At 45.8% G+C, this 14,900-nt stretch carries 9 protein-coding genes; 1 reads left to right on the top strand and 8 read right to left on the bottom strand.

Annotated elements, in window-relative coordinates; all coding sequences use genetic code 11:
* Window positions 1-27 precede the first annotated feature (27 nt).
* From mutS to FGL80_RS00890, 7 genes are all read right to left on the bottom strand, one after another.
* Window positions 28-2,622 (bottom strand): DNA mismatch repair protein MutS, encoded by a 2,595-nt coding sequence (mutS, locus tag FGL80_RS00860; protein WP_147001689.1) that lies wholly within the window; start codon window positions 2,620-2,622, stop codon window positions 28-30.
* Window positions 2,623-2,661: 39 nt separating this feature from the next.
* Window positions 2,662-4,692 (bottom strand): ATP-dependent DNA helicase RecG, encoded by a 2,031-nt coding sequence (recG, locus tag FGL80_RS00865; RefSeq protein WP_147001690.1) that lies wholly within the window; start codon window positions 4,690-4,692, stop codon window positions 2,662-2,664.
* A gap of 114 nt (window positions 4,693-4,806) precedes the next feature.
* Complete coding sequence (locus tag FGL80_RS00870; RefSeq protein ID WP_147001691.1) at window positions 4,807-5,598, bottom strand: class C sortase; 792 nt, start codon at window positions 5,596-5,598, stop codon at window positions 4,807-4,809.
* 24 nt (window positions 5,599-5,622) lie between these two features.
* Window positions 5,623-7,134, bottom strand: a complete 1,512-nt coding sequence (locus tag FGL80_RS00875) for a SpaH/EbpB family LPXTG-anchored major pilin (protein WP_147001692.1) — start codon at window positions 7,132-7,134, stop codon at window positions 5,623-5,625.
* Window positions 7,124-8,188: a SpaA isopeptide-forming pilin-related protein gene (locus FGL80_RS00880; protein ID WP_147001693.1), complete on the bottom strand. Its 1,065-nt coding sequence runs from the start codon at window positions 8,186-8,188 to the stop codon at window positions 7,124-7,126. Before FGL80_RS00880 ends, FGL80_RS00875 begins: the two co-directional genes overlap by 11 nt.
* Window positions 8,185-9,819, bottom strand: coding sequence for an MSCRAMM family protein (locus FGL80_RS00885; RefSeq protein ID WP_147001694.1), 1,635 nt, complete (start codon window positions 9,817-9,819; stop codon window positions 8,185-8,187). Before FGL80_RS00885 ends, FGL80_RS00880 begins: the two co-directional genes overlap by 4 nt.
* Before the next feature lie 28 nt (window positions 9,820-9,847).
* Window positions 9,848-10,786, bottom strand: a complete 939-nt coding sequence (locus FGL80_RS00890) for a vWA domain-containing protein (RefSeq protein WP_186737159.1) — start codon at window positions 10,784-10,786, stop codon at window positions 9,848-9,850.
* Window positions 10,787-11,144: 358 nt separating this feature from the next.
* Here FGL80_RS00890 and FGL80_RS00895 point away from each other — a divergent pair, with 358 nt between their 5' ends.
* Window positions 11,145-11,720 carry a recombinase family protein gene (locus FGL80_RS00895; RefSeq protein ID WP_147001696.1) on the top strand — a complete coding sequence of 192 codons (576 nt, stop codon included), beginning with the start codon at window positions 11,145-11,147 and terminating at the stop codon, window positions 11,718-11,720.
* Window positions 11,721-11,791: 71 nt separating this feature from the next.
* Here FGL80_RS00895 and FGL80_RS00900 read toward each other — a convergent pair whose 3' ends face one another.
* A complete protein-coding gene (locus FGL80_RS00900) occupies window positions 11,792-14,884 on the bottom strand; it encodes a beta-galactosidase (protein WP_147001697.1) in 3,093 nt (1,030 codons plus the stop codon).
* Between the last annotated feature and the right edge of the window lie 16 nt (window positions 14,885-14,900).

A 14,900-nucleotide genomic window follows, 5' to 3' on the forward strand; every position in this document is an offset into this window, starting at 1 on the left:
TAACGTCCGTGCAACGTGGCACGCCTCCTACTGTCGCATTTTCTTCAAGGTATGCAATGCGTTCATCGCATCAATCGGTGTCATGTTTAAAATATCTAACTGATCTAATTGCGCTAACAATTGTTGGGTCTTGTCATCAGTTGTGGCCACATCAAATAATGGCACCTGTTCGGCTAACTGTTGCGCTGACGCAGTAGGCTCTGGTGCAACGGGTTCACTCGCCACGACAACTGATTTTTGGTTTTCAAGTTGTGACAAAATGTGCGTCGCATTGGCAATTAATTCATCAGGTAAGCCGGCTAACGCAGCCACGTGAATCCCGTAAGACTTGTCCGCAGGACCTGTTTGAATTTGATGTAAGAAATGCAATTGGCCATCCGCATCTTCAACAGCACCGACATGAACATTGGCAATACCAGCATGTTGATCAGCCAACACCGTCAGTTCATGATAGTGGGTTGAAAACAATGTTTTGGCATGCACATGCGTATTTAAAAACTCAATAATCGCCTGTGCCAAAGCCATCCCGTCATAGGTTGCTGTGCCCCGACCCAATTCGTCAAATAAAATCAACGAATGCGCCGTCGCTTCTTGCAACGCGTGGTTGGCCTCTGCCATTTCTACCATAAAGGTTGACTGTCCCATAGCCATATCGTCATTGGCCCCAATACGCGTAAAGATTTGATCAAAGATGGGTAACTCAGCCGCTGAGGCAGGCACAAAACTACCCATTTGTGCCAAAATGACAATCAAAGCTAATTCCCGCATGTAGGTTGACTTACCCGCCATATTTGGCCCCGTAATCAATTGCATATTAGTTTGATCATCCAGCATGACATCATTGGCCACAAATTCACCAGCCGGCAACAAAGATTCAACAACCGGATGTCGACCCTGCTCAATGGCAATGTGATTACCAGTAGTAAAGACTGGTCGGACAAAACGGCGATTGTCCGCAACATCAGCTAACGCCGCCAGCACGTCTAAACGTGCGACTTGCTGAGCTAACGTCTGCAAACGCCCAATCCCAGCCTTCACATGGTCACGAACGGTAACAAACAAATCATACTCGCGTTCGGTTTGCTTGGCTTGGGCTTCAATAATCAGCCGTTCATGTGCCTTCAGTTCAGGCGTGACAAACCGTTCCGCGTTGGTCAAAGTTTGCAGGCGTTCATACCGATTTTCCGCTAATTTCCCAATATTGGCTTTGGTCACTTCGATAAAGTAACCGAAGTTCTTATTATACCCGACTTTCAATGACCCAATGCCAGTCGCGGCGCGTTCATCAGCTTCTAATTGCGCCAGCCACTGCTGATTATCGGTGAGCACTTGACGATACTCATCAATTTTGGCATCAAAACCATTTTTGATAATGTTGCCTTCACGCACACTAATTGGCGGTTCGTCCATAATGGCATCATCAATCAGGGTAGCTAAGTCGCCCATATCATCGAGCTGTTGCCCAACTGCTTGAAGTAAACTGTGCGATTCTGCTAAAGTCGCTTTTATCGCCGGAATTGCGCGCAATGAGCGTTTTAACTGGACGAGTTCACGCGCATTCATAGTCCCCATCGCTGCGCGTGCTGCCAAACGTTCCAAATCATAGACCGACTTCAAATGATCTTGTAACGTGCCTCGGGTAAAAAAGTCAGCTTGGAAAGCTTGTACAAGTTCCAGTCGTGCTTCAATATCAGCCTGTACCCGTAACGGTTTCAACACCCATTGTTTCAATAAACGGCCGCCCATTGCTGTATGGGTTTCGTCAATTAACCCCAGTAATGAGCCCGCCCGTTTTTTGGTACGAGTATTTTCGACCAAATCTAAATTAATCCGGGTATCTTGATTAAATTTCAGGTAAGCTAACCGCTCATAACTTTCCGCGGGCACAATATGTTCGAGGTTACGACGTTGGGTATCAAAAATATACCCTAACAACATCGTCGTGACCGCAACTTCTAACGGATGCGTGAGATTTTGCGTCAAAAAACTAATCGTTGCGGACGATGCTACTTCCGTTTGCGTCGAAATGACTAACCCATGCTCGCCTAATTTCGTTGCCATTTGTTGCTTGATCGTCTCGGGATCATTTTGGCGTAAAACGACTTCCTTCACTTCCAACGACCGTAATTCATCTACGACATCATTAAATTGTTGGCTGGTTGTGGCTTTCAATTCACCGGTCGATAAATCAATATAAGCCATGGCCCAAGCCTGGCCATCCGGTAATACGGCCGCCAAATAATTGTTTTGTTTATCTGAACCGGCGCCACCCGATAACTTTGTCCCTGGTGTAATGAGTTGGACAACATCGCGTTTCACCATACCTTTGGCTACGGCAGCATCTTCCATTTGTTCCACAATGGCAACCTTATGACCCTGATCAACTAAAATATCGATATAGTTTTGCGCCGCATGATGGGGGATACCGGCCATCGGCACCGGATTTTCAGAATTTTTATTCCGCGCTGTTAACGTCAATTCCAGCAATTTTGCCCCTTGAATGGCGTCTTCTTCAAATAATTCGTAAAAATCACCTAAGCGATAAAAAACGAACGCATCTGGATATTGCGCTTTAATTTCGTGATATTGCACCATCATGGGGGTGTCAGCTGGTTTAGCCATCGGTAGGTATCTCCTCAATCATCTTTTCTTTCACTTTGCTTAATCAAAATGGCGATAGCGCGCCATCGTACGTGATAAATAAGCAACTAATGCTTGGTTTTCTGGCTGTTGGTCCCAATTTTCCTGACTCACTAACGCTATCGCTTCCTGTTGGGCAATTTCCATCATCGTCAGATCCTTGATTGGATCACCCACAACAAATTCTGGGACGCCGGACTGTTTGGTACCTAAAATATCACCAGAACCACGTAATTCCAAATCTTTTTGCGCCAAAACAAACCCATTAGTCGTCGCCACCATCGCATCTAAACGGGCTGTGCCGTAATCGGTTTTAGGGTCCGCTATCAGCAACGTATACGATTGCCGACTACCACGACCAACACGGCCGCGCAGTTGATGCAGTTGCGCTAACCCGAAGCGATCAGCATCTAAAATCAACATAATGCTGGCATTGGGCACATCCACCCCAACTTCAATCACTGTTGTGGCCACCAAAACTTGAATCCGATTGGCCTTAAAATCAGCCATTAACTGCTTTTTTTCATCATTTGATAAGCGGCCGTGTAACAGACCAATCGTATATTCTGGCAATTCTAACTGCATCGCTTCATACATAGCGGTCGCATTTTGCACATCCAGTGACTCCGACTCTTCAATCAAAGGTGTCACGATGTAGGCTTGTGCCCCGTCATCCAGTTGTTGTTTCACAAATGCCAAAGCGGCATCTAACTGATTATGACTCAGCCGTTTGGTGGCAATGGCTTTACGGCCACTAGGTAATTGGTCAATAATGGACACATCCATCTCACCGTAGGCTGTGATTGACAATGTACGTGGAATAGGGGTCGCCGTCATCGCCAAAATATCCGGATTAACCCCATTTTCACGTAACGCGGCTCGTTGGTTCACACCAAAACGATGCTGTTCATCAATCACCGCTAGCCCTAAATGGTGGAATGCCACGTCTGGTTGTAGCAACGCATGTGTCCCAACTAAAATGTCAATCTCACCGTTCTCAAGGTCCTCTAAAATTTGTCGTCGCGCCGCAGCACGCAAACCACTAGTCAGCAACTCAATGCGCAATTGTACACCCGCACGATCAAATAACTGTGCTAAATTCAACGCGTGTTGTTGCGCTAAAATTTCCGTTGGTGCCATAATGGCAGCTTGTAGCCCTGCCGTCACGACAGCATACATCGCCATGGCCGCCACAACCGTTTTTCCGGAACCAACATCCCCTTGTAGTAAGCGATTCATGTGCCGTGGCCGATGCTGATCTTGCAAAATTTCCGCAATCACCTTTTTTTGTGCGGTGGTTAGTGTAAATGGCAATCCTGCCTCAAACTTTTTGAGCGCTTGTGCATCATAGGCAATGCCTTCACCCGCAAATTTTTGATCCGCCAACTTCAACAGTTGTAAACGCATTTGGAAAATAAAAAATTCTTCAAAGGCCGCACTCCGACGTGCTGCTTTCGCAGCTGGCATGTCAGTAGGAAAATGCATGTGTTCAATTTGAGTATTGCGGTCTAATAACCGATACTTCTGCCGTAAACTAAGCGGCACGAGATCCGGCATCGTCCAACGGACATCCGCCCAGGCCAATTCGACTAAATTCCGAATTGTCTTCGCCGTGATTTGTTTAGAGGCCGGATAAATTGGATCTAAAGCATTTGCCGTGGCATTAATCATTTTCATGCCCGTTAGTGCTGCTTTCGCAGCATTATACGTCCCATATACAGCCACTTCCTGACCAACAGCGATATTTTGTGCTAACCAAGGCTGATTAAAAAACGTCACGCGAACATTTTCGTGTTCAATGAGTAAGCCAAAGCGCGTTTGGTTTTTCTTGCCAAAACGGGTCACCACTGGGGGCGCACTCACCACACCCTTGAAGGTCACCTTCTCGCCATCCAAGGTTTCTGACGGCCGTCGTTCGCCTAAATCTTCATAGCGAAACGGAAAATATCCCAATAAATCTTCAATGGTAAAAATATCAAGTTCATGTAAAGCTGCCAAGCGCTTTGGGCCAACGCCTGGTAAAATATCCACATTTTCAACCGGTGTCATCATGTTATTATTGTATCATTTTGCTTGAAAAAAAGGCGACCAGCTCATGAGCCGATTGCCTTTTCCCCTATCCGTGTTGCCCGTTAACTTTTGGCAGTCAGCAAGAGACATCTAGTATCAGACTGATCGTCGCCAACGCCACCAAAACCAACAGATTTGACCGCCAAGCGCCATCCCAATGGCTAGCAATATCCCAGCTTGCTTGAGATTTTCTGACTGAATCGTTTGTGTCATTTTTTTCTGAAAACGCGGCTGATACGGCACGCGCCTACCCGTCACCAGTAGACGATGTGAATTGATCATGTATGGCGTACACGTCACTAATGTCAGCAAGTCCTGCTGAGGTTGACGTTGTATCACCTGAAAATCAGCTGGTCGCACCACTTGCGTCATAAAAATTTGATAGGCTAATTTTTTATCCCCAAGCGTTAAAATCACAATATCCCCTGACTTAACACGATTAAGATTGGTGAATAGCACTCTCGAGGCCAAGCCACGGTGCCCCGCAATGACACAATGCGTCCCAACCCCACCAGTTGGACTATCCATATTTTGTAGCACCGTTGCCCCATAGGTTAAGGTTACCTCGTTGGTATTTTTAAATAGTGGCGTATATAACCCAATACTTGGCACTGTGATACTGCCAAGCAATTGTTGTTTTAAAACAATTTGTTGTGGCGGGGTAGCATTTGAAAACGGATCTGCTACCTCGTCGCCGTGATCGTTTGGTTGACTCGGCTGACTAGTTCCCTGTTGTTGTCGTGCTAATGTTGTTAACCGCTGTTGATCGATAAAATGATTAACTGCGCTAACATAAAATGGATAAGTCGCAATCAAAAAGCCAAGGATAAAAATACCAGCAAACAGCCACCGAAACCAATATGACCGGTGGTTTTGTGCTAATGTCATAACATCGTCTTTCTTATTCACACATTAAATCGTGTGGTGTTTTTTATACCACCAAGCAGCCCCAACCATCAATACCACGCCCATACCTAAGAAAATATAAACGCCAACACCACCAGTGGCTGGCAGCAAGCCCTTTTTGGTGTTTTCAATGGTAATGGTTTGCGCACTCGCATAGCTACCTTTGGTCACATTAAACGGCACTGGTTTTGCCAAGCGTGCATACCCCGTTGGTGCTTGTATTTCAAGTAAGGCATAGTATTGGTTATTCGGCAATTTTGCTGAATAGATCAAATTTTGCAAGCTTAGCATACCTTGTGAATCCGTCACATATCCTGTGGCCTGATTGGCACTTGTTGCCCACTGGTAACTGCCATCGGTAGCTTGATTCGCATAAGCTATGATATTTTCTTGATGATCAACCTTGACTAGTTGGAAAACAGCCCCAGCCAGCCTGGCTTGACTTTGTTTATCCACTTTAACAAAGGTAGCACCGCCAGTATAGATTTTTAACCCGTCACCTTCGGTCGTGACGACTTCCTGATCAACGGTGAAAGTAGCGGCGTTCGTCAAGCCTTTTTCTGGTGCGGCGGCTTTGGTTAACATAGCATCGTAGGTAACGACTAACTGTTTTCCTGCCATTGCTGTCATACGAGTAGTTTTTGGGTTAAATGTGATTCTAAACCCTTTGCCCTCTTTTGTCGTTGCAGTTGTTGCCGTCACTTGGTAGTCCGTTCCTTGGACTAACCCATCGATTTTGACGGTACTCGCCACGTCATCAATGCCTAAATTTGGGGTATCAACGACGTTGAACGTTGATTTATCTTGGATATTCCAAGGGACTGCCACTTGTAATTGATAACTAAACGTTTGGCCAATAGTAGCATTATAGATTTTTGAGCCATCGGGTAAATTCACCGTCAAATCGGCCTTACTTTGTGCGGTCAAATCTTTTGAAAAGGCGTTCGTCTGTTCATTTTTAGGATAAATATGGATATTTGGGTTAATCTGCATATCTGATCCAGGTTGATAAATTGGTAAAGCTAAAACACTCGGCGTGGCACGTTGTGTAATATTACTTGAAGAATTGGTTTCTAAAAACAAATAAACCTTGTCCTTGTCACCATCTTTGGCCGCTAAATTAGCAAACGTCGCATTGCCGTCTTGACCCGTTGTCGCGTCTGACAACTTCGTCACATAACTTGGGACAGTTTTTTGCGCATCCTGTTGCATTGTTGCCACAGCATTTTGTGCAGTTTGGCCCGTTTGGCGTAACCGTAAATACTGTGCTGTGACATCATACGCTGTAACGGTGACATTTGCTAAAGGCGTCCCGCCAAAATCGTTATCAACCACACCAGAATTTTCTTTGTTAGCTGGAACTTGGCCTGTCTCAAATCCCCGCATGTGTAAGGTAACAGTAACTGTACTTGGTGTTGTATCTGCAGATACAGCCCCGCTGAACGCACCGATAATTGTTGCGATCAAAATGGGCAATAAGCCAATGGCTACTAGTTTTGACCAGATACTACTTTTCATGATTTAATCCTCTCTTCGTATATAACCCAACTAACACGACAAAACTCATGACCAAAATAGTTAGGCCAATCAGGGACATCATCGCCTTGGCTTGTCCTGTTGCTGGTAACTGAGTGGTGCCTTGTTTTTGTGCATTGATAACGCGCGGTTGAGCCGTTGTCATCACCGTATTGGGTAACTGACCAGCGGCTGTTTGCCACAATGGCTCACCGTTCAAACGCATCGGTGTTAATGGCGTATGATCTGCTACTACGGGTACGTCCAACTGAATGGCCCGCGCAGCCGGTGATATCAGATAATTCGGTTGGGTTTGAACTTCCTCAAAAAAATACCGGCCTGCTGGTAACTGGCAATCTTGCAGTATCACCAAGCCTTGGCTATCGGATACAATCTTTTTGACCCGCGAATCTTGTTTGGGTGTGGTGCTCTGACACCAATCACCCGTTTGCGTCAGATAGTATTTTTGTCGTTGTCGGCGCTGATATAACACAAAACGCACCGCTGACAAAGGGATTTCCCCTTTATTTTGCGTTCGTCCATACTTAAAAAAATATGGCTGGTGTTTTAAAACCGTCGACTTGGTTTGAATCGTTGCTGGTTGTGCCAACCCGACATAATCAGCCATTTTGATAACCATTGGATCAGCCAACACTTGATCGGTTTGACCATTTTGCGTCACAGCATCCGGCTGGCGTTGCACAATCAGATAAGTCTTGTCACCTGCTTGCGGGACATGAAACACAAGTTGTCCTGATGCATCCGTTACTTGCGAATCAACTAACGCCAAATGCTGATCTTGGATCACCGTCTGAATGGTCTGCGCTTGTGTTTTCAGCGTCTGGTTATAATGGTGATCTTGATGATGGGCCGCTGCCAAATTTGACATGTCATACAAATCAAAGCGTGTCCGTTGCTTGGTCTGATGCACAACTTGATGTTGCAACGCAATGGTCGTATCAGTTTGATTTTGTGCCAATACTGGCCAGTTAAATTGCCAACTTAGCAAGCCAAACAAGCAACAACCCGTTAAAAAGTACAGCATCTTTTTAATCATTTTTTCTGCCTCCGGCGTTGGCCATACTGGTAACCCGAATGAAGCAAGAAACCGACACTCAGTAAACCACCAGCCACCATCAAATAAGGTAACTGACCAGCCCCACCTGTGTTTGGCAAAACGGCTTGATTCCGATTTGGAACTTGCAAGATAACTTGATTATCAGTTTGATCGTTGGTTAACTTGGTGGCCCACTGTTTAGTCCCACCGGTCACTTGGACACGGCCATCTGGCGAAATGACCATCACGATTGGTTCGGCAGGTAAGTAACCTTGAGGCGCTTGACGTTCGGTCAAGGTGTAAGTACCTGGGGTTAAATGCATCACGGTAAATGCTGTGCCATGTCGATTGGCTTTAAGGGTTAGCATCTCACCCGTTAGCGCTTTAAGCTCAAATTGTGCGCCTGACACAGGTAGGGTTGTCTGGGCATCCGTCTTTTTCACCACTAATTTGAATGGCTTAATGGGATTATTTTGCGTTAATTTGACAACATTAGTTTGACTGGCATTATGCGATAATGTCTGGTCAATTGAAAAACCATCCTTAACGCCATCACCGTCTGATTCAGGCGCAGTCGCTGTAATGGCTTGCCCATCACTTAACCACTGCCCGTCTGTCGTCAGCGTTAAATGATACGTGGTTTTGGCCATTTGAAACCCACTGGGTGACTGAGTTTCTTGAATGGTGTAGTCGCCTGGTGTCAACAGCTGGCATTGGCCCGGCTGAACCGTCAGGACCTGCTGACCATCTGAAGATGATACGGTAAACGTCGCACCTTTGACGGGTGATGTTGTCCCTTGGGCGATTTTGTCAATCATTAAGCCATATTGGCAATTTGTTACCGTCGCCTGATTACCTTGTTGCGTAATTTGTGTCACGTAACCCGCTGTCTGCTCATTTAAAACCTGATAATCGAATGCTTGGCCTTGGTTATTATAGGCGGGTAGCCACACCGATTGCCCGTCTTGCATGCTTTGGGCGACTGTCTTTTGCCAATTTTCCGTAGCTGTTAGCTGTCCAACCGCCCGCCAATCAGTTAACTGATCAGCCACTTTTCGCCCAATGCCAAACTGAATTTGGTCGGGTCGTTTTGTGCGATCAATATCATCCACCCATTTTTTAGTCACCTGCAACTTGGTTCCGGCTGCTTTAGCAGAAGGTATACCAAAGGCCACTGCGGCGTCTTTTTCAGTTGGGGTTAATGACGTTTGCCCACTCACTTGGTACCAAAAATCAGGTTGAAAGTTTTGCGCTTCCGTCTTGAGATGGACCTGATAATGCAGCTGAATCTCTTGATCTTGCCCCAGATTCAGGTTGTTAACGGTCACTTGTTGGGTATCACGTGTCACACTTGGTAAGTTATCAACCACTTTTTTACCCACACTGGTCACGGTAAATGCTGTGTCCGCATATGTAAATTGTTCACCAATCGGATTATGCACCGTCCCGTTTTTTACCGTATAAAACTCACTTAAGACACTATTGACTTGACCTGCTAAATAAGTGCCAACGTCATCTAACGTATTAGCATCTTGATAGTGGCCAGGTGTTGCGAGTAATGCCATGCGTTCACGTACTTGCGTTTTGGTTAAATACATGTGAGAATTATTACCTGTACCCCAACTATCCATATCCAACTGAATACCTAATGTATGTAGTTCAGTCCCTTTTTCCCGCAGTGCGTAGGCCTCCCCCTAACGTAGCTGCCCAAGTATCTGGAATCATTTGGCCATCAACTTGATACGGCGCTGGTCTCTCTATCCAGTCAGGATAATGGCTTTCGACAAACTGTGACGTATACCCTGGATAATCCCATGCTTGACTAAAACCCGTCCCGATAACGTGCCCATCAACTACTTTGGCTTGAGTTACTTTGTATGATTGCGTCGGAATTCCGTCAGTCAATAACACCATGATTTTTTTATGGTCACTGGCATCACTTGCCAACATGTTTTGTGCTTCACGAAGACCATTTTGTGTAAACGTTCCGCCAGCAGGTGGATTTCTGAGAATCTTATTAATGTTTGCAACATGCGCTGTATTACTAACACGCTCAATATTCTCTGACCAAATCCCTGGTTCTTTGTCACTGTCTTTGGCGGCAAAAGCAACAAGTCCAACATTGACAAAGTCACCATAGCCTGCGTCATTGATGGTTTGCATAAATTTTTCAATACCTTCACGCATCGCATATTCTCGCTTGATGCCACCGTTGAACACTGAATTCATGGATCCGGACATGTCAGTGACCAAAACAATATCAATTGGTTTGATCGGCACTTGCCGATTCCCTTTAACATTCAAGAAAACATCAAACAAGCCAGGTGTCGTGGTTTGGCGTGCATATTGTCGTATTTGATAAGCTGGATTGTTGACGTCATGACCGCCAAATTTGAGATAGGCATTGCGCATGTTATCAGGTGCACCATCCCATTGGGTGACATTGTCCCAGCCCTCACGCTCATGCCCACCCTGGGGATTAATGACGTCCACTTGCCCTGGTATCGTCCATGCAGCTGTTGATGACGTGCCAGCTGGTGTGGTTTGATAGGTTGGCGTTATACCAGCAGCAGTCACAGTTTGTCCAATGGTTAACAAACACAGACTCAGCACACTTAACCATAACCACCAACCACGGTGGTTTCGGCGTTTTTTAGCCCGCCTCGCTTTTATGATAGTAATCGTTCCTTTCTCCCTTCTAAGTAACAGTTGTGCTTGGTATTTCAAAGTCAATCCCGTTTTTCTAGTAGCACAACTCGAGAGATGTAACCCCACCATAACAATTCCAACAAATCACCAGTTATCACGTATTATGACTTAGGATAACGATTAAACACGCATTTAAATTACCTTTGTGATATAATTCTCTTATCAAAGTGTCTGGTTCGCATCTCTCGAGTTGCGAACCTTTTTTTGCGTCTTGGAAAAATTATTAATACAATAAAGGAATCATGATATGAAATACGGCTATGCTAGAGTTAGCACAGAAGGCCAACATCTTGAAGCCCAAGTTGCGCAGTTAACCCAGGCTGGTGTTGACCAAATTTTCAAAGAAAAATATACCGGCACAACCACTGAACGGCCGGTTTTTGACACACTCTTAAAAACGTTACAACCTCACGATATGCTTGTTGTGACCAAGCTAGATCGCTTCGCCAGAAATACCCACGAGGCCCTCGAAGTCATGCAACATTTATTTGATCAACGGGTCGCCATCCACATCTTAAATTTAGGCTTGATTGATGAAAGTCCCACGGGTAAACTGATTTTCACCATTTTTTCTGCCTTTGCGCAGTTTGAACGTGATCTGATTTTGACACGGACACAGGAAGGCAAAGCTTATGCCCGACGCCACAATCCCCATTTTCGTGAAGGACGTAAAGAGACCTATTCCGATATGGAAATTTTAGCCGCTTATCAACAACATCAAGCTGGCCTATCGTATCAACAAGTGGCCAAAAAAACGGGTATTAGCGCCTCAACTTTAAAACGACGCATCAAAAAACTCCGACAGGCCGAGAAAAACACGTGAGTCATCGATTTTAACCAACAAAAAAAGCTGTGTCTCGAAGTACACAGCTTTTTAAAGCATTCATTTTTTATTTAAAGTTGGTCATGCAATTGCCAATGCAACGCATAATGGTAATGCTCGTCAGATAATAGATATTCCGGTGACACACTTGGTGACCAAGAATCATCCCCACCGACACCCATATGCGCACCATCTAAGTTGAGCCACACACCAGTCTCTGGTTTGAGCAAATGGCGGTGTGTCGTACTTGCCAACTGTTGCGGACTATACGGTGACAAATTAAAGGCCAACGTTGTCGTGCTTTGCAGATCATGTTGTCCAAATTGCAAATGTGTGACAGCTGTACGCAACCCATTTTCACTTGGGAAAATGTAAGGCGTGTATAAGTCAGCTAATGATGCTGCCCAGCGGCCTTTGGTCGCTGCTGCCCGACGGTCTGGATAATTTTCCATTGGTCCAAGCCCATCGTAGTTCACTTGTTCTGGTACCGTCGCTAATTGGACATTTAAGCCAATTCGGGCTGGTTCAGGGTCAGCAATCTGTCGCCAAACATCAACTTGCAAATCTAACGCACCGGTCGGTGAAATTTGGTAACGCTTAGTTGACTGTAACATCACATGCTGATCAATTGGTGACAGAAAATCATGTGTCGTCGTTACCACGACACCTTGGTCGTTGGCTGTCACGTCAAACGCACCCAAACGTGGTTGCAATTGGTCATAACCACTAGCACGCCACTTTTCATACCAGGCATTTGGATCAACACGCCCGACTTCACTCACGCCAATATCATTATCAATTGCCGCACGGGTAAACTGATCTTTTAACGGCGTCAAGAGCTGACTGACCCCTGCAAAATACCACTGTGTTAACCAACCTCGCGTGGCATCAAAGACAAACTGGTGTTGGCCGGCCGTAATGGTAACGGTTTCGGCTGTTTGTTCAACTACCGGTGGTAAACTTGTCGTCACGTCAGGCACGGCTGGTTTTAATGGGCGATTTTGAATCACAAACTGATTGTAAGCCAAACGCGTCTGCGGGCGAATAATGCCATCAGGTGTTTGCTGAATAATGGTTACATTTAAGGTTACATCACCAGTCGCAACCTGTGGCACCGTTAAAGGTACCGTCATAGTATCCCCAGCTGGTAAATCAAGTGGCAAACTCGCCAGCGGTTGTGGTATGCCATTGATCACCCACTGATACTGCAAAACCGCATCATCCACATGTTTAAACAGATGCTTGCTAGTAACTTGTAACGCTTCGGGGTGACCAGTCGGCGTCCGAACAAGCGAAAAGCCAAAGTACTGCTGACAAAATGCCGCTTCCAGTAAGGCTGGCTTTGGGGTCCGGTCTGGTAAAAGCAAACCATCCAGACTGAATTGCCGATCATTGGGGTGGTCCCCAAAGTCACCACCGTAAGCGTAAAATGACTCACCAGTCGTCTCATTTTTCAACAACCCTTGATCAACCCAATCCCAGATAAAGCCACCTTGTAAACGTGGATACTGTTCAAAGGCATCCCAGTATTTGGCAAAACCACCTAAGCTATTGCCCATACTATGCGCATATTCACACAAAATAAGGGGCCGGGTTTCGCCGGGTTGACTCACCCACTTCTTAATCGACCATTTTGAATTCACAGGCGCAACTTGATCTTGATCCACACGCGCGTACATCGGTGCAATAATATCGGTCGCTGGTGAATCAGCGCCACCACCCTCATATTGCACTGGTCGTGACGGATCCACTTGCTTCAACCACTGATACATCGCGTCATGATTATGGCCATAACCCGACTCATTCCCAAGTGACCAAATAATGACTGAAGGATGATTATAGTCACGCTTGACCATGCGCGTCACGCGGGCCATCATGAGCGGCAAGTATGTGGCATCATTGGTTAAACGGTTCATCGGGGTCATCCCGTGGGTTTCAATATTCGCCTCATCGACTAAATACAACCCGTATTGATCACATAACTCATACCAACGACGGTCATTAGGATAATGCGATAATCGGACAGCATTAAAATTATGCTCCTTGAGTAAGCGAATATCTTTTAACATCGTCGCTTCATCGACATAATAGCCCGTCTCCGGCGTGAATTCATGCTTATTCACCCCGCGAATGAGCAGCGGCTGATTATTTAAACGCAAGAGCCCGTCCTTGATATCGACGCGTCGGATACCAATTTTTTTGGTTTCCGTATGATAAACCGTCTCGTCATCAAACAATGTCAGCGTTAAGTCATAGCGCTGTGGCATTTCTGCTGACCACAGTTTCGGCTGATGAACTGGTAGCGATAAGGTCGCTTCTTGGGCATTGGCGCCACGCTCATCCACCAAGTCGTTGCCAAATGTTGTCTCATCTGACGCGATTTCTAAGCCATCCCAAGATAAAGTTGCCCGCACTTGTAATGCCTGATTCGCCACATCTCCAATTTCAGCTCGCACTGTGACCACGGCATCATCCAAATCATCCGCTAACTGGGTATCGATGGCAAAGTCTGACAAACGCACCTTGGGCATGTTCACCAGTTCAACATCACGGAAAATGCCAGAAAGCCGCCACATATCTTGATCTTCAAAATAGCTCGCTTTACTCCATTTCAAAACCAAAACAGCGATACGATTCTCACCCGCTACCAGGTGTGGCGTTAAATCAAATTCGGCGGGTAACCGGCTATCTTCTGAGTACCCGATCCAAGTCCCGTTGACCCAAAGATAAAATGCTGAACTGACACCATTAAAGACAATATGTGTCTCTTTCGAGTCAGCCAGCCACGCTTCGTCGACTTGAATGGTCTTTGAATAAGCCCCTACTGGGTTTTCTTCAGGCACGATTGGCGGGGTTACGGGGAACGGATAGGCCACATTACTATACAATGGCACGTCATAATCACCGGCTAATTGCCAGTTGCCGGGAACCGTAATGGTTGTCGCATCTGGTAAATCTTGCACACGCCACGTATCGTCAATATCATCAAGGTGCGTAAAATAATTAAATCCCCAAGTTCCGTTAAGCGATTGGATTTGGCTACCTGGTCGTCCTTGATCCAAATTATCATAGGTCATATCTGTATGACTAGGTAAGCGATGCCATTGGGTTACGACCGGATTTTCCCAATCCCGACGTGCCAAAATCGTCTGTAATGTTGTCATGTGATCTCCTTTAGGT

Source organism: Leuconostoc lactis (assembly GCF_007954625.1).
GTDB lineage: Bacteria > Bacillota > Bacilli > Lactobacillales > Lactobacillaceae > Leuconostoc > Leuconostoc lactis_A.

Excerpts from the sequence above, each read along its gene's own strand:
- mutS (WP_147001689.1), bottom strand. The coding sequence starts at position 2,622 with ATGGCTAAACCAGCTGACACCCCCATGATGGTGCAATATCACGAAATT.
- recG (WP_147001690.1), bottom strand. The coding sequence starts at position 4,692 with ATGATGACACCGGTTGAAAATGTGGATATTTTACCAGGCGTTGGCCCA.
- FGL80_RS00870 (WP_147001691.1), bottom strand. The coding sequence starts at position 5,598 with ATGACATTAGCACAAAACCACCGGTCATATTGGTTTCGGTGGCTGTTT.
- FGL80_RS00875 (WP_147001692.1), bottom strand. The coding sequence starts at position 7,134 with ATGAAAAGTAGTATCTGGTCAAAACTAGTAGCCATTGGCTTATTGCCC.
- FGL80_RS00880 (WP_147001693.1), bottom strand. The coding sequence starts at position 8,188 with ATGATTAAAAAGATGCTGTACTTTTTAACGGGTTGTTGCTTGTTTGGC.
- FGL80_RS00885 (WP_147001694.1), bottom strand. The coding sequence starts at position 9,819 with ATGGATAGTTGGGGTACAGGTAATAATTCTCACATGTATTTAACCAAA.
- FGL80_RS00895 (WP_147001696.1), top strand. The coding sequence starts at position 11,145 with ATGAAATACGGCTATGCTAGAGTTAGCACAGAAGGCCAACATCTTGAA.
- FGL80_RS00900 (WP_147001697.1), bottom strand. The coding sequence starts at position 14,884 with ATGACAACATTACAGACGATTTTGGCACGTCGGGATTGGGAAAATCCG.